The following is a 20,612-nucleotide window of genomic DNA, read 5'->3' as shown; positions in this document are numbered from 1 at the left end:
ATCCCCCCCGTTCCCGCCGCGCGCGGGACGGGCTAAGGTCGCGCCATGATCTCCGACGACGACTATGCTTTCGAAGGCCCCGCCGAGGCGCCGGCCGCCGCGCGCGACAACAACCCGCCCCTGTCGATCTCGGAACTCAGCTTCGCCCTGAAGCGCACGCTTGAAGACCGCTTCGGCCATGTGAGGCTGCGCGGCGAAATCTCCAAGGTGAACCGTCACGCCTCGGGCCACGTCTATCTGACGCTGAAGGACGACAAGGCCGCCATCGACGGCGTCATCTGGAAGGGCGTGGTCAAGGGCCTGGGCGCCCAGCCGGAAAGCGGACTGGAAGTCATCGTCACCGGCAAGATCACCTCCTACCCGGCCCGATCCTCCTATCAGATCGTCATCGAGAGCATGGAGCCGGCGGGCGCCGGCGCCCTGCTGGCCCAGTTGGAGCGGCTGAAGGCGCGTCTGCGCGACGAGGGCCTGTTCGAGCCATCGCGCAAGAAGCCCCTGCCGACCTTCCCGGCGACCATCGGCGTCATCACCAGCCCGACCGGGGCCGTGATCCGCGACATCCTGCACCGCATCGCCGAACGCTGGCCCTGCCGCGTCATCGTCTGGCCTGTGGTGGTTCAGGGGGACGCCGCCAGTGGACAGGTGGCCAACGCCATTCGCGGCTTTGACGCCATGCGGTCCGACAGCCCGATCCCCCGCCCCGACCTGCTGATCGTCGCGCGCGGCGGCGGCTCGGTCGAGGACCTGTGGTGCTTCAACGACGAGGCCCTGGCCCGGACCGTGGCCGAGGCCCGCATCCCCATCATCTCGGCCGTGGGGCACGAGACTGACACCACCCTGATCGACTTCGTCTCCGACCGTCGCGCGCCGACGCCGACCGGCGCCGCCGAGATCGCCACCCCGGTCCTGGCCGACCTGCGCTGGGCCCTGACCGATCTGGAGGGCCGCCTGGCCCGCGCAGGATCGCGCCTGCTGGAAGACCGTCGCACTCGGCTGCGGGCCGCCGCGCGCGGCCTGCCCGCCCGGCCCGAGGACCTGCTGGCCCTGCCACAGCAAAGGCTCGACCACGCCGCCAGCCGTCTGGGTTCTGGGCTGCACCGCAATGTCGCCGTGCATGAGCGTCAGCTGGCCGTGGTCGGCGGGCGTCTGTCCAAGGGCCTGCTGGACCGCGCCATCGAACGGCGCGGCGACCGGCTGGCCGCCTACGCCGACCGTTTCGGCCCGGCGATGAAACGCCGTCTGGACCGCGACGAGACCCGGCTGGCGGCCCTGTCGCGGGCCCTGGCGACCCTGGACCCCAAACGACCCAAGCCCGGCTTCGCCCGCATCGAGGACGAGGCCGGCGCCATGATCGCCTCGGCCGCGGCCCTGTCGCCGGGTCAGGCGGTGCGGATCGTCTTCGGCGACGGCGCGCGGAGCGCTGTCGTCGACGGCGAAGGCGCAGCGCCGCGTCCGGCAACGGCGCCCGGTCCCAAGCCCGCGCCGCGACCGAAGCCGCCGGCCGCGGGACAGGGCGACCTGTTCTGACGCCGCTCTAGCGGACCGCCAGCAGCCCCTTCACCGCCTCGACGTCCAGCGCCTCGACCGTCACCGTCTGGCCGTCAATCACCGAGGTCGTGGTCTCGGCCTTGAGCAGGGAGTTGAGGATGGCCTCCTCGGTCGCTTCGGCCACGGCGACGAAAAGGGGCGACATGCGATCATTGGGCCAGTCGGCCACCGTCATCGCGCCGCCGCGCCGCGCCGGCGTCCGCCGCACGTCATCGGCGGTGGAGAAGGCGATGGCGTAGTCGCCGGACCCGTTGGAGAAGACCGCGCCCGTCCGCGCCAGCCCGGCGAAGGCGCGGTCTGCCAACCGCTCCAGATTGCGGTCCGACAGGGGCGCATCGGTCGCCACCACGATCATGATGGAGCCGTCGGCGCGCTCGGCCTCCACCTCCTGACGCAGAAAGTAGCGCCCCAGCGGAACGCCGACGGGTGTGCCGTCCATGCTCAGCACGCCGCCGAAGTTGGACTGCACCAAGACCCCCACGGTGAAGCCGCCGAGGCTGGCGGGCAGCTTGCGCGAACTGGTGCCGATGCCGCCCTTGAAGCCAAACGCAATGGTGCCGGTCCCGGCCCCCACGGCGCCCTGCTCGACCGGGCCCGGCGTCGCCGTCTCGATAGCCCGCACCACGTCGGCGGCGGTGACCACCCGCGCGCGAATGTCGTTCAGCCCGCCGTCGTTAGTCTCGCCCACCACGGCGTTGACCGAGCGGATGTCCTCGTGCCCCGGCTGTTTCAGCGTCCAGTCCAGCACGCCGTCGATGCCGCGCGCCACCGACAGGGTGTTGGTCAGGACGATAGGCGTCTCGATCTCGCCCAGCTCGCGGATCTGGGTCGCGCCCGCCAGCTTGCCGAAGCCATTGGCCACCGACAGCCCGGCCGGGACCTTGTCGCGAAACAGGTCTCCGCCATGCGGCAGGATGGCGGTGACGCCGGTGCGGATGCTGTCGCCCGCACGCAGCGAGACCTGTCCTACCCGCACGCCCGCCACGTCGGTGATGGCGTTCAGCGGCCCCGGCGACAGGACGCCGGGCGTCCGCCCCAGATCGCGAATCGTCGGTCGGGCCTCGCCCGATTGCGCGGCGACCGACGAGACCGCCAGCGTCGTCGCCAGCACCACGGCGGACAGCATGAGGGTTCGGCGGATCATAGGCGGCTCCTGTCATCGACTTGTTTTCAAACAACAGCGATTCGCCCCTCGTCTCTTGCGGCAAGCCATGCCAATCATCGCTACATGACGACGCCTGCTTCCCCGCCTGTTTCGCCTTCGCCCGCCACGCTGCATTACGGCGACGGCGAGTTCGCCGTGCTGCGCCCGGGCGCCTATGTGACCTGCGCCGTCAGCGGCGTGGCCATTCCGCTGGCCGCCCTGCGCTATTGGTCCGCCGAGCGGCAGGAAGCCTACGCCAGCCCGCTGGAATTCATGGCCGCCGCCCGCGAGGCCTGAACGTCGCTGTCCCCATGACGCCGCTCGACCCAGCCGCCTGCCAGATCAGGTCGTAACCCATGTCCGCCCTGCAATCGCTCGACGTCCTGCTCGCCGACGACAACCCCAATATGCGGTCCATCGTCTTCGCCATGCTGAAGTCCATCGGCGTGACCAAGTTGCGTGAAGTGTCCGACGGCTCGGCGGCGCTGGAAGCGCTGAACGCGCGTCCCGCCGATCTGGTCATCGTCGACTTCAAGATGCTGCCGGTGGACGGGGTAACCTTCACGCAGTTGGTTCGGACCGCTCCGGACAGCCCCAACCCCTATCTGCCGATCATCATGATGACCGGCCATTCGGAAAGGCGCCGCGTGGCCCAGGCGCGCGACGCCGGGGTGACCGAGTTCCTGGTCAAGCCCGTTACGCCCCTGGCCCTGCTGACCCGGATCCAGTCCGTCATCCTGCATCCACGCGAGTTCATCAGGAGCGACGGCTATTTCGGTCCCGACCGCCGCCGCACCCAGACCGACAACTTCGTCGGCCCCTTCCGGCGCGCGACCGACGCCCTGATCGACTAGGCCTCGGAAGCCTTCAGCGCCGCATAGACCTTGGCCGGCCAGCGCTTGTGGACCCAGAACCAGTCCACCGGATGCTCGCGCACCCGATCCTCGACGAAGCGGTTGACCGCCTGAATGCCGGCCAGAACATCAGCGGCCTTGTCGCCCGTATCGGGCACGGTGATCGGTTCATGCGCGGTCACGCGGAAACGCACGCCAGGCAGGCGCACCACCGAAAGCGGCTGGATCACCGTGCCGAACTTCAGCGCCAGTCTGGCCGCGCCGGGAGAAGCATTGACCGGCTGGCCGAAGAACTCGACCTCAGGCCCCTGATCGTATTTCTGATCGACCAGCAGGGCGATGGAGTCGCCGCGCTTCATCCCTGCCATCAGTTCACGCGTGCCGTCGCCCTTGGGCGCGAACAGCTTGATGCCGTAGCGCTCGCGGCTCTGGCGGATCAGGGCGTCGACATAGGGGTTGTTGGCCGCGCGATACGTGACCTGGCAGGGCACGCCCGCCGACATGATGACCGCCGCCATGACCTCGAAATTGGCCAGATGGCCCGAGATCAGGACCACCGGCTTGCCGCTGTCGCGGACGGCGTGCAGGCGCTCCAGCCCGACGATGTCGATGCGGCCGCTTTCCGGCGTCAGGCGGTCCATCACCGCCAGCTCGGCGAAGGTGCGGCCCGTCTGCTCCCACTGGTCAATCGCCAACCGGGCCCGTTCACCTGCGTCCATGTCGGGGAAGGCGATGCGCAGGTTGCGCGTCACTGTCTTGTGCGTGCCCGTCAGCGGGCCGAGCGTCCGCAGCAGCTTGCCGCCGAAGCCCGAAGCCCGCTCGACGCCGAGCGCCCGCAGGAAGCCGAACAGCGCCGAGAAGGCGACCGCCTCCAGGCGCCAGTTGAGGTCCTGGAAAAACGGAACCTTCATTTGAGCGCTATCGCCCTTCGGGCTGCTTGAGCGCGCGTCGCTATCACCAGGCAATCGTCAGTCCGCCGTCCACTACTAGGGTCTGACCGGTCACATAGGCCGAGGCAGGGCTGCACAGATAGACCGCCGTGCCCGCGATTTCATCAGGCTGGCCGATCCTTTTCAGCGGAGCCGGTTCTGTAACCGTCTTCAGCAGTTCGGGGTTCTCCCACAGGTATTTGGCGAAGTCGGTCTGGACCAGGCCGGGCGCGATGCAGTTGACCCGCACGTTCGACGGGCCGAACTCGACCGCCAGGTTGCGCACCAACTGCATGTCGGCGGCCTTGGAGATGTTGTAGGCGCCGATCAGGGCGTTGCCGCGAAGACCGCCGATGGACGAGATGACCAGAATGGCCCCGTCCTTGCGCTCCAGCATCTGCGGCGCGACCATCTGGATCAGCCAGTGGTTGGAGATGACGTTATTCTGAAGGATCTTCTCGAACTGGTCGTCGGCGATGCCCGCCATCGGGCCGGCGTAGGGGTTGGTCGCGGCGTTGCAGACCAGGATGTCGATCTGGCCGAAGGCGCTGTTGGTTTCATCGACCAGTCGTTGCAGGTCTTCCTTGGAAGCGATGTTGGCGGGGATGGCGATGGCGCGGCCCGCGCCGTGCTTTTCATTGATGGCGGCGGCGACCTCTTCGCACGGCCCGGCCTTGCGCGAGGAGATGACGACGCGGGCGCCGTGCTCGGCCAGACGCTCGGCGATGGCCTTGCCGATGCCCTTGGAGGAGCCGGTGATGATGGCGACCTTGCCGCTCAGATCGAACAATTCCATGCGTTAACCTCCCTGGGGACCGGTTTTCTTCGTCCCAACCCTAGCCGTTACCTCTAGTTAGACCGATACTTGGCCGATTCCATAAGGGAAAGGCGGCTCGACACCGGCCCCATGCGCAAGATCACCGGCGGTTTTCTGTTCTTCGGCTACCTGTTCCTGTCCCTGACCATCGGGGCGGCGATCTGGCGCGCCGGTATGGGCGCCGGCGCAGGCGCGGCCGGGGTGCTGGGCGCTCTGGGGGTTCTGGTCGGATCGCACGCCGTGGTCGCCGGGGTTCTGGACCGTCGCGCCCTGCGCAAGGAAGTCGCCAAGGTCCGCGAGGCGCACCGGCTGCTGGCCGACGCGATGGAGTCGACGCAAGGCGCGCTCACCGAACTGGCCGAGGCCATCGAGAGCGGCGCCCTGTCCAAGACCGAGGCCCTGACCGGCGAAGTGCGGATGCTGGAGGGTCTGGTCCAGCAGATGAGCGAGTCGATCGACGAGCGACTGGCGACCTCGCCGATCACCGCCGACACCTATGAAGGTCGTCGTCAGGTCCAGTCGAACACCCTGCTCAAGACCGTCCACGACGCCCTGACGGAAAACCGCATCGACCTCTATCTGCAGCCGGTCGTCACCCTGCCGCAGCGCCGGACCGTCTTCTACGAGAGCTTCACCCGCCTGCGCGATCCGTCGAACCGGGTCATGATGCCGGCCGAGTATCTTTCGGTGGCCGAGGGCGAGGGCCTGCTGCCCGCCATCGACAACCTGCTGCTGTTCCGCTGCGCCCAGATCGTGCGTCGTCTGGCGCGTCAGGACCGCAAGGTCGGGGTCTTCTGCAACGTCTCGCTGGCCTCGCTGGGCGACGAGACCTTCTTCCCCCAGTTCCTCGACTTCCTCAGCCAGAACCGCGACCTGAAGGACGCCCTGATCTTCGAGCTGGGTCAGGCCACCTTCGATGCGCGCGGCGCCGCAGAAGCTCGCAACATGGCCAAGCTGGCCGACCTGGGCTTCCGCTTCTCCATCGACAAGGTGCAGACCCTCGATCTGGACTTCGCCGACCTGCAACGCTCGGACGTACGCTTCATCAAGGTGGCCGCCGATTTGCTGATCGAACAGCTGCTGGATCTGGACGGCGCCACTCCCCTCCCGACCCAGCCGGACATCCAGGCCGCCGACTTCGCCCCCCTGACCCGCCGCTACGGCCTCGAACTGATCGCCGAGAAGGTCGAGAGCGAAAAGCAGGTCGTGGACATCCTCGAACTGGACGTCGGCATGGGCCAGGGCCACCTGTTCGGCGAGCCGCGCGCCATCAAGGAAGCCGTCCTGGCCGAAACCGATCCGCCCGCCGAGTTCGTCCGCTCTACGCTGAAATCGGCCGAGCAACGCCGCCGGTTCTGATCCCGCAGCCGAAAGCCGCCAGACAGGTCGTCTCGGCCGGCGTCTATGGCGCTCATGACCGACGCTCTCAACTGGCCCCGCATCGCCGATGACCTGAACGCCCGGGGATGGGCCATCGTCGGCCCGCTGCTGACGCCCGCGACCTGCGACGCCCTGCAGGCCCTCTACGACCAGCCCGAGCGGTTCCGCAGCCGGATCGTCATGCAGCGCCACGGCTTTGGGCAGGGCGAGTATCAGTATTTCGCCAATCCCCTGCCCGATCCCCTGCCCCGGCTGCGAGCGCGGCTCTATGAAGGTCTGGCGCCCATCGCCAACGGCTGGGCGGCGCGGCTGAATCAGCCCCGCTTTCCCGAGCGTCTCGAAGACCTGACCGCCCAATGCCGGGCGGCAGGCCAGACGCGACCGACCTCGCTGATGCTGCGTTATGGCCCCGGCGACTACAACCGGCTGCATCAGGACCTCTACGGCGATCTGGTCTTTCCGCTGCAGGCGGCCATCCTGCTCAGCGATCCGGCGGCGTTCGAGGGCGGCGAGTTCGTTCTGGTCGAGCAGAAGCCTCGCTCCCAGTCACAGGCCCATGTCGCGCCGCTGATACAGGGCGAGGCCGTGATCTTCGCCGTGCGCGAACGGCCGGTCACGGGCACGCGCGGCGACTATCGCGTGCAGATGCGCCACGGGGTCAGCGCGGTGCGGTCAGGCAAGCGGATGACGCTGGGGCTGATCTTCCACGACGCGGCCTGAACCCGCTCAAGAGAAAGGCCCCTCCGCCGCAGCGAAGGGGCCTGATTCTTAGGCCTTCTGCGCGTCCAGCCAGCGGACGGCGTCGGCGTCGCGGGCCGACAGGTCGGGGAAGTCGGCGTCGGAGCCGACGTCCGGCACCCGGCGCCAGGAACGGGCGCACTTGGGATGGTCGGCCAGCTTGACCTCGACGGTGACGGCGTCGCCGCCAAACACAAGCTCAGCGCCCGAGGTGCGGAAGACCTCGGCGGCGTCCAGACCCTCGAACGGGACCAGCAACTCAGCGGGGGCCGTGACCACCGGCCAGGAGTCCAAGGCGCCGCCGATCAGCTTGTCGCGGCGCGCCGCTTCAAGCGCCTCGTTGACCACTTCCAGCACCGTGTTGACCCCGGCCCAGCGCTCGGCCTCGGCCAGGTTGCGCCACTGGCCGGGCGTTTCCGGGATGACGCGGGCGCAGTTGGTGCCGGCTTCCGGGAAGCGGGTGGTCCAGGCCTCGTCCATGGTAAAGGGCGTCAGCGGGGCCAGCCAGGCGGTCAGGCGGCTGAAGACCTCGTCCATCACCGTGCGCACGGCGCGGCGGCGGACGCTGTCGGGGCGGTCGCAATAGAGGCTGTCCTTGCGCACGTCGAAATACAGCGCCGACAGATCGCCCGAGCAGAACTCCAGCACCGGACGGATCACGTCCTGGAAGCGGTATTCCTCATAGGCCTGACGCACCTGACCATCCAGTTCCCACAGGCGATGCAGGATGAACTGCTCCAGCGGCGGCATCTGGTCATAGGGCAGGCGTTCGGCCTCGTCGAAGCCGTTCAGCGCGCCCAGCAGGTAGCGGACGGTGTTGCGCAGCTTGCGATAGGCGTCGACCGTGGTCTGCAGGATCTGCTTGCCGATGCGCTGGTCGTCCGAATAGTCGACCAGGGCGACCCAGAGGCGCAGGATGTCGGCGCCGGACTCCTTAATGATGGTCAGGGGGTCGGTCGTATTGCCCCGCGACTTCGACATCTTCTCCCCGTTTTCGTCCAGGGTGAAGCCGTGGGTCAGGACGGCCTTGAAGGGCGCGCGACCACGCGTGCCGCAGCCTTCCAGCAGCGACGACTGGAACCAGCCGCGGTGCTGGTCCGAGCCTTCCAGATAGAGGTCGGCGGGCCAATGCGACGGGCGGTCGCCCGTATAGCCGCTTTCGGCCGTGCGCGGGTCGATGGTGAAGGCGTGGGTCGAGCCGCTGTCGAACCAGACGTCGAGGATATCCGTCACCTTCTCGAAGCGTTCCGGGTCGTGCGCGCCCAGGAAGTCGGCGTCGGGGGCCGAGAACCAGACGTCGGCGCCGCCCTCGGCCACGGCCTTGACGATGCGGGCGTCGACCTCGGGGTCGTGCAGGGGCTGACCGGTCTGCTTGTCCACGAACATGGCCAGGGGCGTGCCCCAGGCGCGCTGGCGGCTGATCAGCCAGTCGGGGCGGCCCTCGACCATCGACCGGATGCGGTTCTTGCCCGCCGCCGGGTAGAAGGCGGTGGCGTCGATGGCGTTCAGGGCGCGGTCGCGCAGGGTGTTGTCGTCCTCCAGGGTCTCATCCATGCGGATGAACCACTGCGGCGTGTTGCGGAAGATGATCGGGGCCTTGGAGCGCCACGAGTGCGGATAGGAGTGCTCCATCCGGCCGCGCGCCAGCAGGTTGCCGGCCTCGATCAGCTTTTCCATCACCGCGCCGTTGGCGGGACCGAACTTGCCGGTCTTCTTGCCCTCGGTCTCCAGCACCTTGAGGCCGGCGAACAGGGGGACGTGCTCATAATAGGCGCCGTCGGGATCGACCGTTTCCGGCACCTCACGGTGGCCGTGGGCCAGCCAGACATTGTAGTCGTCCGCGCCGTGGCCCGGCGCAGTGTGGACGAAGCCGGTGCCTGCGTCGTCGGTGACGTGATCGCCGGCCAGCAGGGGCACGGAGAAGCCATAGCCGCTGTCCAGCGCCGCCAGCGGGTGGGCGCATTCCAGACCCGAGGGGTTGATGGCGTCGATGCGGGTGAAGCCGCTGATCTTGGCCGCCTTGAACACGTCCTCGGCCAGCTTGTCGGCGATGATGAAGCGGTCGCCCGGCTTGGCCCAGGGCTCATAGTCCAGCCCCTCTTCCAGGGCCGTGACCTCATACAGGCCATAGGCGATTTCGGGGCCGTAGCTGATGGCGCGGTTGGCCGGGATGGTCCAGGGCGTGGTCGTCCAGATGACGATCGAGGGCGTGGCCGCGCGGAAGGAAAGCAGGTCGTCCGGATGACTGTCGGTCGCGCCGACCACCGGGAACTTGACCCAGATCGTGGGCGAGACGTGGTCGTGATACTCGACCTCTGCATCGGCCAGCGCCGTGCGCTCGACCGGCGACCACATCACCGGCTTGGAGCCGCGATACAGCTGGCCCGAGTTCTTGAACTTGTGGAATTCGGCGACGATGGCCGCCTCGGACGTGAAGTCCATGGTGGCGTAGCGGTTGGCGAAGTCGCCGGTGATGCCCAGACGCAGGAACTGGTCGCGCTGCAGGTCGATGTACTTGCCGGCGTATTCGCGGCAGGCGGTGCGGAACTCTTCCTTGGACACCTCGTCCTTACGGCGGCCCTTGGCGCGGAACTGCTCCTCGATCTTCCACTCGATCGGCAGGCCGTGGCAGTCCCAGCCGGGGACATAGTCGACATCGTAACCCAGCAGGAAGCGCGAGCGGACCACAAAGTCCTTCAGCGTCTTGTTCAGGGCGTGGCCGATGTGGATGTCGCCGTTGGCGTAGGGCGGGCCATCATGCAGGACGTAGAGCGGCGCCTTCTGGGCCTGACGCGTCGCGCGCAGGTGACCATAGAGGTCGCCCCACTGGGCCAGGATTTCCGGCTCCTTCTTCGGCAGCCCGCCCCGCATGGGGAAGGGCGTCTCGGGCAGGAAGACGGTGTCGCGATAGTCGCGGCCCGATGCGTCAGGAGCGGTGTCGTTGGTGGCGTCGGCCATGGGGTAATCTTTGTCTTTTGCGCGGGCGCCGAGGAGGCGGCGCGGACGCAGTCTAGCGTGAAGGCCGTTAAACGGCATCGGCGATATTCGATCCCGACGTGCGCGGGGCTCTGCGGCCCTGGCGCTACGCCGGGCGGCTAATCGAAATCGGACGGATCACGCGAACGGTCATGGTTGAAACGGTCTAGCAGACCGGGCGGCGCCTGCGCCATAGTCGATACGAACAGAGGGAGGCGATCAGATGCGCGTTCAGGCGATGACAGCGGCGGTGGTGCTGGCTTTGACGGCGGCGGCCTGTTCACCTGCCGAGGACAAGGCGCCCGCCCCAGCCGAGGCCCCGCTGACCGGGCGCGCGGCCATATACGCCGCCGGTGAACAGAGCGCCGAGGCCTTCGCCCGCGCCCTCTACGCCGCCCCGCCCACCGCCTCGCCGGACCCGGCGGCGGCGGCCGTCAGCCCCGGTCGCGATCCCCTCTATTCGCGCACCCTCAACGCCCTGATCGGCGTGGACTTCCGCGACGCCCAGTCCCGCAACGAGGTCCCCTATCTGAACTACGACCCGGTCTGCGCCTGTCAGGACGCCGACGGCTTCGCCCTGAATGGGCTGAAGATGACGCCCGACGGCGACAAGGCGGCCACCGCCGAGGTGACCTTCACCAACCACGGCCAGACCCATCAACAGACGCTGAAGCTGGTCAGGGAAGGCCCCATGTGGCGCATCGCCGACATCATCGACGCCAAGGGCAAGTCCCTGCACGACACCATGATGGCCATCGCCGAGAAGGCCGAGGGCTAGGCGCAGCGGTAGCGAGAACATCGCCAAATACGGATTGGTGGCGGACGTCAGTCGTCGAGAGGCACAAACTTCAGGTCTAGAAATTGCTGAACCCAGATCGCGAACGACGGGGCGGCTAGTGCAGTCTCACCCGTGTCATGATTGAAGAACCACACTTTGGAGGTCTGACTGGGCGCGTTGCCATCAAAAGCGAACAAGTTGCCCATGCAATCCGAAGCAAAGGCGATTTTGTCGTTCGGCAGGCCCATTTCTCGCCAAGCCTGGGTCGATGCGATCATCTCATCTGCCGCAAGAAATTCGGACACGTCAGCGAAATCGACCTCCTCCTCGCAAATGCTATGCAGAAGCGCGCCTGTAGGCCTTGGGAGACCAATGTTGAGTAGGGCGTCACGATATTCACCCGGCAATCGACCGCCGAGCTGGGCCTCCGCACGCTCTAGGTCAGCGAGTAGGATTGGCTCCGGTGCGTCTTCGGGATGCGACCATTTGGATGCGAAGTCAGCGAGTGCGCGCATAAAACACCAGAATTGGCGGCATGACGGCCATAGCGTGACCTTACGCTAGCCGACGTGGCGAGTGCCGCCTATGGGACGAAACTAAACCATCAGCCCAGCACGGCTCGCGCCGCCGCCGCATCGGCCTCGATCTGCACCTTCAGCGCGTCCAGCCCGTCGAACTTCATCTCGCCGCGCAGGAAGGCGACCAGTTCGGTTTCCAGGGTCTGGCCGTAGAGGCTCTCGTCGAAGTCCAGCAGCCAGACTTCCAGCAGCGGCTGTTCGATCTCGAACATGGGGCGGACGCCCAGGTTGGCGACGCCCTTGATGACCCGGCCGTCCGGCAGGCGGGTGCGGGTGGCGTAAACCCCATAGGCCGGGCGCATATAGTCGCCCATGGCCACGTTGGCGGTCGGCACGCCGATGGTGCGGCCGCGCTTGTCGCCGTGGATCACCTCGCCCTGGATGGCGAAGGGACGGCCCAGGATGGCGGCGGCGCGGTCCATGTCGCCGGCCTTCAGCGCCTCGCGCACGGCGGACGACGACAGCTTCAGGCCCGAGACGTCGTCGATGCGGTCGGTGACAGAGACGGTGAAGCCCAGATCCTGCCCATAGGCCCGCAGCGCCTCGGGCGAGCCGGAGCGGCCCTTGCCGAAGGTGAAGTCGAAGCCGACGGCGGCGTGGACGATGCCCAGACCTTCCGAAAGGACGCGACGGGCGAACGCCTCGTCGCTCATCCCCGCCATCTCTGCGTCAAAGGGGATCAGATACAGACGGTCGACGCCCAGCGGCGCAAGCGCCCGCGCCATCTGGTCCGCCGTCATCAGGCGGAAAGGCGCGGCGTCCGGTTGAAACAGGCGGCGCGGGTGCGGGTCGAAGCTGACCACGGCCAGAGGCACGCCCAGACGCTGGGCGGCCTCGCGGGCCGAGGCGATCACCGCTTGATGGCCCCGATGCACCCCGTCGAAGGCGCCGACGGCCACCGCCGCCCCGCGCTGCGAGGCAGGCAGGTCGCGCCAGCCGCGGATAACTTCGACCACCTCGGAGACTCAGCGCGCCGAGGGCTTGCGGCGACGCGGCACGCGCACGACGGCCACCCCGTCCATGATCAGCTTGTCGCCGACGAAGCCTTCGCACTTCAGCTCGACCCGGGCGCTGTCGGTTTCCATCTCGATCACCGTGATGACGATGCGAACCGAATCGCCGATGCGGACCGGGAAGTGGAAGGCCAGGGTCTGCGAAATATAGATGGAGCCCGCGCCCGGCAGGATGGTGCCGACCACCGCAGAACCAAAAGCAGCGCTCAGCAGGCCATGGGCGATGCGGCCGCGATAGGCGGTCTTGGACGCGAACTCTTCGTCCAAGTGCACCGGATTGAAGTCGTCCGAGGCCTCGGCGAACAGACGGATCCGCTCCTCGGTGACGTGGACGGTCTTCTCGGCGGCCATGCCGACGTGGAGTTCGTCGAGGATGTAACCGCCCGACGGATGCTGTGTGACGTATTCGACCATGTGCGGGCTTTACGGCAGGTGCGACGAAATGGCGAGCCTCACCATGCCAGTTCGAGCGCGGCGTAGCGGGCGAAGGTCGTCTCGGCCCGGAGCAAATCGGCCGCGCGAGCGGGGTCCAGCGTCCCGTCCGGCCCCTTGGCGGCGTCACCGTGGATGCCCTGGGCGATGAACAGACAGTCCAGCGCCTGCTCGGCGGCGCCCAGAACGTCGGTGATGACACCGTCGCCGATGCACAGGACGCGCGAGCGGTCGACGGGGCGGCCCGTCAGGGCCTGGGCTTCGCGCAGGGCCAGTTCGTAGATGGGGCCGAAGGGCTTGCCGGCCATGACCACGCGCCCGCCCATGGATTCGTACAGGTCGGCGATGGCGCCGCCGCAGTAGATGATGCTGTCGCCCTTCTGCACGACGCGGTCGGGGTTGGCGCAGATCAGCTCCAGATCACGCTCGACGGCGGGGATCAGGCGCTCGCGATAGTCCTCGGGCGTCTCGGTCGCGTCGTTGTAGGGGCCGGTGACCGAGATGAAGGCGGCGTCCGACGCGTCGTGGGCGCTGTCGAGGTTCAGGCCTTCGTAGAGGACGAAGTCGCGGTCGGGGCCGATGATCCAGGCCGGCCCCGGAGCGCGGCGCGCCAGTTCCGCGCGGGTGGCGTCGCCCGAGGTGACGAAAGCCTTCCAGGCGCTGCGCGGCACGCCCAGGGCGTCCAACTGCGCCACCACGTCCGACGAGGGGCGCGGCGAGTTGGAGATCAGGACGACATGACCGCCCTTTTCATTGAACTTCGTCAGGGCCTCGCAGGCGGTCGGCCAGCTTTCGCGGCCGTTGTGGATCACCCCCCAGACGTCGCACAGCAGGATGTCGTAATCGTCGGCGACGGCGGACAGGCGGGGCAAGGCGTGAGGCAGGGTCATGGGCCGGTTATAGCCTTCGGGGCGCGGGGGGAAAGGCCGCAACCACCCCTCCCCGTCATTGGGCGGCGCTCTACGCTTTCCCTCTTCGCCCCCGCCTCTCTTCCTGCTAACCGGCTTGGGACATGAAAATCTCTCGCCTCGCCTTCTCCGCCTACGGCATCGCCCTGATCGTCATCGTGCTGGACCAGCTGACCAAGGCCATGGTCCTGGGCGCCATCGACGCGGCGCACATCTCGCAGATCCCCGACGGCTATCGCATCGCCGAGGTCGCCCCGCCCCTGTTCAACCTGACCTATGTGCTGAACACCGGCGTCAGCTTCGGCCTGTTCGGCGGCGGTTCGGGTCGCTGGATCCTGAGCGGCTTCTCCATTCTGGTGGCGGGCGCCCTGGCCTGGTGGGCGACGCGCTCGGACCGTAAGCTGATGATCGCGGCCATCGGCCTGGTCATGGGCGGCGCGCTCGGCAACGTCTTCGACCGCATCCGTTTCGGCGGCGTCGTGGACTTCCTCGACTTCTCGGGCTCGGGCCTGTTTCCGTGGATTTTCAACATCGCCGACGCCGGCATCACCGTCGGCGTCGCCCTGTTGATCCTGGACAGCTTCCTCTCCGAACGTCGTCCAACGGTTGGCGCGGCCAACGAAAAGTCGTAATCACCCCCTCTTCACTGTCGTCCCGAGCCAGCGCCGTAGGGCGCGCCTCCCGGAGCCGAGCTGACCATATGCGTATCCGTAGCGCCCTCACCGTGGCCCTTCTCGCCACCACCGCCCTCAGCCTGACCGCCTGCGCGAGCATGAAGCAGAGCATCGGCCTGTCGAAGGTCGTGCCGGACGAGTTCGTCACCGTCGCCAGCGCGCCCCTGTCGGTGCCGCCGGAATACGGCCTGACCCCGCCATCGCCGGGCCAGCCGCGCCCGCAGGAACTGGCCCCCGAAAGCGCCGCCCGTCAGATTCTTCTGGGTCAACGCCAGGCCGTGACCCGCACCGGCGGTGAACAGGCCCTGGTGACCCAGGCCGGCGCCGACCGCGCCGACCCCCTGGCCCGCTATGTCGTCGACGATGAATTCGGCGACCTGGCCCACAAGGAAGAAAGCTGGGCCAACCGCATCATGTTCTGGCGCAAGAACGACGCGGCGAGCCAGGCTCCGACGGTCAGCCAAACCGCCGAAGGCGCGCGCACCATCGACGCCAGCACCGAACACGCCCGTCTGCAGGCCCTGACCGGCGGTCGGGAAGGCATCGCCATCACGACGCGTCGCGACAGCCGTTTCAAGCTGCCGGGCCTCTAAACCCCCGCTTCAGCGACAACACCTGATTCTGGACGCGTCTGGCCCCTGGCCGGCGCGTCCTTTTCATTTGGAGCCTTCCCCTGTCAGACACGCTTGATCTCGCCGCCCTGTCGGGGCTGGACCAACTTCAACTGATGCTGGACGGCCGCCTGCCCGCCGCTCCCATCGCCGAGACCGTGGGGTTCCGCCTGACCGATCTGGCGGAGGGCCGGGTGGCCTTCGAGGGCGAACCCACACTAGCGGTCTACAATCCCATCGGGTCGGTGCACGGCGGATGGATGGCGACCCTGCTCGATTCGGCCTGCGGCTGCGCCGTCCATTCCGCCCTGAAGCCCGGACAGGCCTATACGACGCTGGAGCTGAAGACCGTCTTCCACAAGGCATTGAAGGCGGGAATCCCGGTGCGGGCCGAGGGCCGCGTCATCCAGGCCGGTCGCCGCGCCGCCTTCTCCGAGGCTGACCTGCGCGGTCTGGACGGCACGCTCTACGCCACCGCCACCTCGACCTGCCTGGTGATGGAGCGGTCCTAGGCCGTCAGGACGCGGGGCAGCTTGAACGAGACGGTTTCGCGCGCCCCGTCATCCTCGGTCACGATTGCGTCGAATCGGGCGCGGATGGCGTCGATCAGGGCCTCGATCAAGGGTTCGGGGGCCGAGGCCCCGGCGGTGACGCCGACCGTGGTCACGCCGTCGAACCAGGCCCAGTCCACGTCGCCGGCGTCATCAACCAGGCGGGCGTCGCCCACCCCGGCTTTCAAGGCCACATCGACCAGACGGGCCGAGTTGGACGAATTCCTGGACCCGACCACCAGCACCAGCTGACAGCCCTCGCCCAGACGCTTGACCGCCTCTTGCCGGTTGGTCGTGGCGTAGCAGATGTCTTCCTTGTGCGGGTCCGGCAGTTCCGGAAAGCGCCGCTTGAGCGCCGCCAGGATGTCGGCGGTGTCGTCCACCGACAGGGTCGTCTGGGTGGCGTAGGCCAGAGGTTGATCGCCGGGCCGTTGGAAGGCCTCGGCGTCCGCCACTGTCTCGACCAGACTGATGGCGCCGGACGGCAGTTGGCCCATGGTGCCGACGACCTCCGGGTGTCCGGCGTGGCCGATCAGGACAATATGCCGGCCCGCTGCATGATGACGCTCGGCCTCGACATGGACCTTGGACACCAGCGGGCAGGTGGCGTCGAGGAACAGCAGTTCGCGCGAGCGCGCCGTCGCCGGCACCGACTTGGGCACGCCGTGGGCCGAGAAGACCACCGGCCGGTCGTCGGGGCATTCGTCCAGCTCCTTGACGAAGACCGCGCCCATGCCCTTCAGCCGCTCGACCACGTGACGATTGTGGACGATTTCGTGGCGCACATAGACGGGGGCGCCGAATTTCTCGATGGCGCGCTCGACGATCTGGATGGCCCGATCCACCCCGGCGCAGAAGCCGCGCGGCGTAGCCAGGCGCACATTCAATGGACGACGATCAAGGGCGGAGGGCGTGACGGGCGCGTTCATGGGCCGGAACCTAGTCGTTCAAGGCCCTTCCCGCCACCGGCTGCATGGTCGCGTTTGCCGCGCCTCGCTTTAGCCGCTATCAGCATCAAGCGTGCACCGGTCGGCGCCGACTGTCGCGCGCTCCCTTTCGCTTGCCGGAAATGAAATTGATGCGTCGCGTCTTCACTGCCCTGGCCGCCCTGTCCGTGACAGCCGCGCTCGTTCCTACCGCCGCCGACGCCCAGTCGGGACGCCAGCGAGGACAGGGCCAACAACAGCAGTCGCAACAGCCAGCACCGCGTCCGATGCGCATCGCCCCGTTGAGCCGCCGCGCCAACGCCGGTCCCTGCCCCTATGTGAAGGTGCTGTACGACGCCGCCCGCTTTGTCGAACTGGCTGACTATGAGCGCCCCTCGGTCGCCGGTGTCGGCTTCACCGGCGAGATCGAAGGCGTGACCGCCGACTGCGTCTATCGCGAAGCTGACCCCATCCGACTGGACGTCAACGTCCTGTTCAACCTCGGCAAGGGCCCGCAGGCCAGCGGCGACGCCCGCACCTACCGCTACTGGGTGGCGGTGACCGAGCGTAACAGCGCTGTCCTGGCCAAGGAATATTTCGACCTGCCGGTCAATTTCGAGGGCCAGACCACGGCCTCGGTCCAGCAGGAACAGTCCATCGTCATCCCGCGCGCCGACGCCACCACCAGCGGCAACAATTTCGAGGTCCTGATCGGCTTCGACGTCACGCCGGAAATGGCCGAGTTCAACCGCTCGGGCAGCCGCTTCCGCGTCACCGCCGGCCAGACCCAACCGAACCCCTAAGAACATGACTGATCTCAAGACCTCTCTCAGCGAAGCGGTCGGGGCCGCCTTCGCCGCCGAAGGCGTGGACAAGGCCCTGGCCCGCGTCACCGCTTCCGACCGTCCCGACCTGGCCGACTTCCAGTCGAACGGCGCCCTGGCCGCCGCCAAGGCGCTGAAGGCCAATCCACGCGAGCTGGCCGCCAAGGTGGCCGAGCGTCTGGCCGCCGATCCGCGCCTGGCCTCGGTCGAGGTCGCCGGCCCCGGCTTCATCAATCTGAAGCTCTCCGACGCCGCCCTCGCCCAGCGCGCGGCCGAGGTCGCATCGGACGAGGAACTGGCCGGCGCCTCGCGCGTCGAGCCACGCAAGGTCGTCATCGACTACGCCGGTCCCAACGTGGCCAAGCCGATGCACGTCGGCCACCTGCGCTCGTCCATCATCGGCGAGAGCCTGAAGCGCCTGTTCCGCTTCCGCGGCGACACCGTCTGGGGCGACGCCCACTTCGGCGACTGGGGCTTCCAGATGGGCCTCCTCATCACCGCCTGCGGCGACGAACACCTGGCCGACGCCTTCATGGCCGACGGCGACGGTCCCTTCCCCGCCGACAGCCCGGTCACGCTGGAAGATCTGGAGCGCCTCTATCCGCAGGCCGCCGCCAAGGCCAAAGAAGACCCCGCCTTCCGCGACCGCGCCCGCAAGGCCACCGCTGAACTGCAGAACGGCCGTCCCGGCTACCGCGCCCTGTGGGCCCACTTCGTCGCCGTCAGCCGCACGGCGCTGAAGCGCGAATTCGGCGCTCTGGACGTCACCTTCGACCTGTGGAACGGCGAATCGGACGCCGATCCCCTGATGCCCGAAATGCTGGCGCACCTGAAGGAGACCGGCCTGCTGGTCGAGGACGACGGCGCCCAGGTGGTCCACGTCGCCAAACCCGGCGAGACCCGCAAGAAGAAGCTGGCCGACGGCTCGGTGATCGAAGCCCCGTCCCCGCCGCCCCTGCTGGTGGTGTCGTCGGAAGGCTCGGCCATGTACGGCACGACCGACCTGGCCACCATTCTGGACCGCAAGAAGTCGATCGGCCCCGACCTGATCCTCTACGTCGTCGATGAGCGTCAGGCCGAGCATTTCGAACAGGTCTTCCGCGCCGCCTATCTGGCCGGCTACGCCCCCGAGAAGTCGCTGGAGCACCTCGGCTTCGGCACCATGAACGGCGCCGACGGCAAGCCCTTCAAGACCCGCGCGGGCGGCGTGCTGAAGCTGCACGACCTGATCACCATGGTCACCGACAAGGCGCGCGAGCGCCTGAAGGAAGCCAAGCTGGGCGACGACCTGCCAGAAGCCGAGTTCGAGGACATCGCCCGCAAGGTGGCGGTGGCGGCGCTGAAGTTCGCCGACCTGTCGAACAACCGCACCACCAGCTACGTCTTCGACCTCGATCGCTTCATGAGCTTCGAGGGCAAGACCGGCCCCTATCTGCTGTATCAGGCCGTGCGGGTGAAATCCCTGCTGCGCAAGGCGGCCGATCAGGGCGTCGAGATCGCCCCCATCGTCGTCGCCGAGCCGGCCGAGCGCGACCTGGCCCTGACGCTGGACGCCTTCGACGCGGCCACGGCCGACGCCTATGACAAGCGCTCGCCCAACCTGATCGCGGAGCATGCCTATCGGCTGGCGCAGAGCTTCTCGAAATTCTACGCCGCCTGCCCGATCCTGGTCGCGCCGGACGCCGCGACCAAGGGCTCGCGCCTGGCCCTGGCCGCCGCCAGCCTGCACCAGCTGGAAACGGCGCTGGACCTGCTGGGCATCGAGACGCCCGAGCGCATGTAATCGACGCCGTTCTCGGCTATAGGGGGAGGCTTCGACAAGGAGCCTCCCCTTTCATGTCCCTCGACGCCTTCATCGCCGGCCTGCCCAAGGCCGAACTGCACCTGCACATCGAGGGCTCGCTGGAGCCCGAACTGATGTTCGAACTGGCGCAGCGCAACGGCGTCGCCATCCCCTACGACAGCGTCGAGGCCGTGCGCGCGGCCTATGACTTCTCGAACCTGCAGGACTTCCTCGACATCTATTACGCGGGCGCCGCCGTCCTGCTGACGCGCAAGGACTTCGAGGATCTGGCCTTCGCCTATTTCCAGCGCGCCGCCGCCGACAACGTCCGCCACGCCGAGATCTTCTTCGACCCCCAGACCCACACCGACCGGGGCGTGCCCTTCGGCGTGGTGGTCGAGGGCCTGATCGCGGGCATGGACCGCGCCAAGACCGAGCTGGGCGTCACCAGCGGCCTGATCCTCAGCTTCCTGCGCCACCTGTCGGAAGACGAAGCCTTCGCCACGCTGGAGGCCGCCAAGCCCTATCTGCACCACTTCATCGGTGTCGGGCTGGATTCGTCCGAGGTCGGCCATCCGCCGGCCAAGTTCCAGCGCGTCTTCGCCGCCGCCCGCGAGCTGGGTCTGAAACTGTGCGCCCACGCCGGCGAGGAAGGTCCCCCCGCCTATGTGCACGAGGCCCTGGACCTGCTGCACATCGACCGCATGGACCACGGCAACCGCTCGATGGAGGACGAAGGCCTGATCGCCCGTCTGGCCGCCGAGCAGATGACCCTGACGGTCTGCCCCCTGTCGAACCTGAAGCTGTGCGTGGTCAAGGACCTGAAGGACCACCCGGTCCCCGAGATGCTGCGCCGCGGCCTGCACGTCACCCTGAACTCGGACGACCCCTCCTATTTCGGCGGCTATGTGAACGCCAACTACATCCAGTTGGCGAACGCGGTCGGCCTGACCCGCGAGCAGGTGACGCAACTGGCCAAGAACAGCTTCGAAGGCAGCTTCCTGAGCGACTCCGACAAGGCCGAACGGATCGCCGAAGTGGACGCCTACGCAGTGACCAACTGATCCCTCCCTTCGTCATCCTCCGGTCGCCGCTGCAAGCGGCTTGCCGGAGGAGACGGAAGACAGGGCTGCACCGCTTTCAGGTCA

The 20,612-nt window shown here is 67.8% G+C and carries 21 protein-coding genes; 12 read left to right on the top strand and 9 right to left on the bottom strand.

Annotated elements, in window-relative coordinates; translation table 11 throughout:
* The first annotated feature begins 45 nt into the window (after positions 1–45).
* Positions 46–1,527: an exodeoxyribonuclease VII large subunit gene (xseA, locus tag ACIQTU_RS04975; protein ID WP_400543187.1), complete on the top strand. Its 1,482-nt coding sequence runs from the start codon at positions 46–48 to the stop codon at positions 1,525–1,527.
* Positions 1,528–1,534: 7 nt separating this feature from the next.
* On the opposite strand, the gene ACIQTU_RS04970 is transcribed toward xseA, so the two are convergent.
* Entirely contained in the window at positions 1,535–2,692 is a 1,158-nt protein-coding gene (locus tag ACIQTU_RS04970) for a P1 family peptidase (protein WP_400543184.1), read from the bottom strand.
* 84 nt (positions 2,693–2,776) lie between these two features.
* On the opposite strand from ACIQTU_RS04970, the gene ACIQTU_RS04965 reads away from it, so the two are divergent.
* Together ACIQTU_RS04965 and ACIQTU_RS04960 are read left to right on the top strand one after the other, a co-directional pair.
* Positions 2,777–2,989 (top strand): DUF2093 domain-containing protein, encoded by a 213-nt coding sequence (locus ACIQTU_RS04965; RefSeq protein WP_400543181.1) that lies wholly within the window; start codon positions 2,777–2,779, stop codon positions 2,987–2,989.
* 59 nt (positions 2,990–3,048) lie between these two features.
* On the top strand, positions 3,049–3,546 hold the full coding sequence (locus ACIQTU_RS04960) for a response regulator (RefSeq protein ID WP_400543178.1): 498 nt from the start codon (positions 3,049–3,051) through the stop codon (positions 3,544–3,546).
* Here ACIQTU_RS04960 and ACIQTU_RS04955 read toward each other — a convergent pair.
* Together ACIQTU_RS04955 and ACIQTU_RS04950 are read right to left on the bottom strand one after the other, a co-directional pair.
* Positions 3,543–4,457, bottom strand: coding sequence for a lysophospholipid acyltransferase family protein (locus ACIQTU_RS04955; protein WP_400543175.1), 915 nt, complete (start codon positions 4,455–4,457; stop codon positions 3,543–3,545). The genes ACIQTU_RS04960 and ACIQTU_RS04955 overlap by 4 nt on opposite strands.
* Before the next feature lie 43 nt (positions 4,458–4,500).
* Positions 4,501–5,271: an SDR family NAD(P)-dependent oxidoreductase gene (locus tag ACIQTU_RS04950; RefSeq protein ID WP_400543172.1), complete on the bottom strand. Its 771-nt coding sequence runs from the start codon at positions 5,269–5,271 to the stop codon at positions 4,501–4,503.
* A gap of 111 nt (positions 5,272–5,382) precedes the next feature.
* Here ACIQTU_RS04950 and ACIQTU_RS04945 point away from each other — a divergent pair, with 111 nt between their 5' ends.
* Together ACIQTU_RS04945 and ACIQTU_RS04940 are read left to right on the top strand one after the other, a co-directional pair.
* Positions 5,383–6,651 carry an EAL domain-containing protein gene (locus tag ACIQTU_RS04945; protein ID WP_400543169.1) on the top strand — a complete coding sequence of 423 codons (1,269 nt, stop codon included), beginning with the start codon at positions 5,383–5,385 and terminating at the stop codon, positions 6,649–6,651.
* Between the two features lie 54 nt (positions 6,652–6,705).
* Positions 6,706–7,392, top strand: coding sequence for a 2OG-Fe(II) oxygenase (locus ACIQTU_RS04940; RefSeq protein ID WP_400543166.1), 687 nt, complete (start codon positions 6,706–6,708; stop codon positions 7,390–7,392).
* Positions 7,393–7,440: 48 nt separating this feature from the next.
* Here the strand turns inward: ACIQTU_RS04940 and ileS are convergent, their stop codons facing one another.
* A complete protein-coding gene (gene ileS / locus ACIQTU_RS04935) occupies positions 7,441–10,368 on the bottom strand; it encodes an isoleucine--tRNA ligase (protein WP_400543163.1) in 2,928 nt (975 codons plus the stop codon).
* Positions 10,369–10,609: 241 nt separating this feature from the next.
* On the opposite strand from ileS, the gene ACIQTU_RS04930 reads away from it, so the two are divergent.
* Positions 10,610–11,164, top strand: a complete 555-nt coding sequence (locus tag ACIQTU_RS04930; RefSeq protein WP_400543160.1) for a DUF3828 domain-containing protein — start codon at positions 10,610–10,612, stop codon at positions 11,162–11,164.
* Positions 11,165–11,211: 47 nt separating this feature from the next.
* Here the strand turns inward: ACIQTU_RS04930 and ACIQTU_RS04925 are convergent, their stop codons facing one another.
* From ACIQTU_RS04925 to ACIQTU_RS04910, 4 genes are all read right to left on the bottom strand, one after another.
* Positions 11,212–11,679 carry an SMI1/KNR4 family protein gene (locus ACIQTU_RS04925; protein ID WP_400543157.1) on the bottom strand — a complete coding sequence of 156 codons (468 nt, stop codon included), beginning with the start codon at positions 11,677–11,679 and terminating at the stop codon, positions 11,212–11,214.
* Between the two features lie 89 nt (positions 11,680–11,768).
* Positions 11,769–12,698, bottom strand: coding sequence for a bifunctional riboflavin kinase/FAD synthetase (locus ACIQTU_RS04920; protein ID WP_400543154.1), 930 nt, complete (start codon positions 12,696–12,698; stop codon positions 11,769–11,771).
* Between the two features lie 9 nt (positions 12,699–12,707).
* Positions 12,708–13,169 (bottom strand): MaoC family dehydratase, encoded by a 462-nt coding sequence (locus ACIQTU_RS04915; RefSeq protein ID WP_400543151.1) that lies wholly within the window; start codon positions 13,167–13,169, stop codon positions 12,708–12,710.
* 38 nt (positions 13,170–13,207) lie between these two features.
* A complete protein-coding gene (locus tag ACIQTU_RS04910; RefSeq protein WP_400543148.1) occupies positions 13,208–14,077 on the bottom strand; it encodes a TIGR01459 family HAD-type hydrolase in 870 nt (289 codons plus the stop codon).
* Positions 14,078–14,199: 122 nt separating this feature from the next.
* Between ACIQTU_RS04910 and lspA the strand changes: the two genes are divergently transcribed.
* From lspA to ACIQTU_RS04895, 3 genes are all read left to right on the top strand, one after another.
* The gene (lspA, locus tag ACIQTU_RS04905) at positions 14,200–14,727 is read left to right on the top strand and encodes a signal peptidase II (protein WP_400543145.1); all 528 of its coding nucleotides are present in this window, start codon (positions 14,200–14,202) and stop codon (positions 14,725–14,727) included.
* 68 nt (positions 14,728–14,795) lie between these two features.
* Positions 14,796–15,362, top strand: coding sequence for a DUF3035 domain-containing protein (locus ACIQTU_RS04900; protein WP_400543142.1), 567 nt, complete (start codon positions 14,796–14,798; stop codon positions 15,360–15,362).
* Between the two features lie 134 nt (positions 15,363–15,496).
* Positions 15,497–15,892, top strand: a complete 396-nt coding sequence (locus ACIQTU_RS04895) for a PaaI family thioesterase (RefSeq protein ID WP_400543139.1) — start codon at positions 15,497–15,499, stop codon at positions 15,890–15,892.
* Here ACIQTU_RS04895 and ispH read toward each other — a convergent pair.
* Entirely contained in the window at positions 15,889–16,860 is a 972-nt protein-coding gene (gene ispH / locus ACIQTU_RS04890; RefSeq protein WP_400543136.1) for a 4-hydroxy-3-methylbut-2-enyl diphosphate reductase, read from the bottom strand. The two genes, ACIQTU_RS04895 and ispH, sit on opposite strands and share 4 nt — an antisense overlap.
* Before the next feature lie 149 nt (positions 16,861–17,009).
* Here ispH and ACIQTU_RS04885 point away from each other — a divergent pair, with 149 nt between their 5' ends.
* Genes ACIQTU_RS04885 through ACIQTU_RS04875 form a run of 3 tightly spaced genes read left to right on the top strand, consistent with a single transcriptional unit; the run spans position 17,010 to position 20,528 of the window.
* Positions 17,010–17,660, top strand: coding sequence for a Tat pathway signal sequence domain protein (locus ACIQTU_RS04885; RefSeq protein WP_400543775.1), 651 nt, complete (start codon positions 17,010–17,012; stop codon positions 17,658–17,660).
* 4 nt (positions 17,661–17,664) lie between these two features.
* Positions 17,665–19,464, top strand: coding sequence for an arginine--tRNA ligase (gene argS, locus ACIQTU_RS04880; protein ID WP_400543133.1), 1,800 nt, complete (start codon positions 17,665–17,667; stop codon positions 19,462–19,464).
* A 53-nt stretch (positions 19,465–19,517) separates the two neighbouring features.
* Positions 19,518–20,528, top strand: a complete 1,011-nt coding sequence (locus ACIQTU_RS04875) for an adenosine deaminase (RefSeq protein WP_400543130.1) — start codon at positions 19,518–19,520, stop codon at positions 20,526–20,528.
* Positions 20,529–20,612: the final 84 nt, after the last annotated feature.

Source organism: Brevundimonas sp. NPDC090276, from assembly GCF_044772165.1.
In the GTDB taxonomy this organism is placed as follows: Bacteria; Pseudomonadota; Alphaproteobacteria; order Caulobacterales; family Caulobacteraceae; genus Brevundimonas.
The sequence above is the reverse complement of the archived record's forward strand: the minus strand, read 5'-3'. Positions and strand labels throughout refer to the sequence as shown.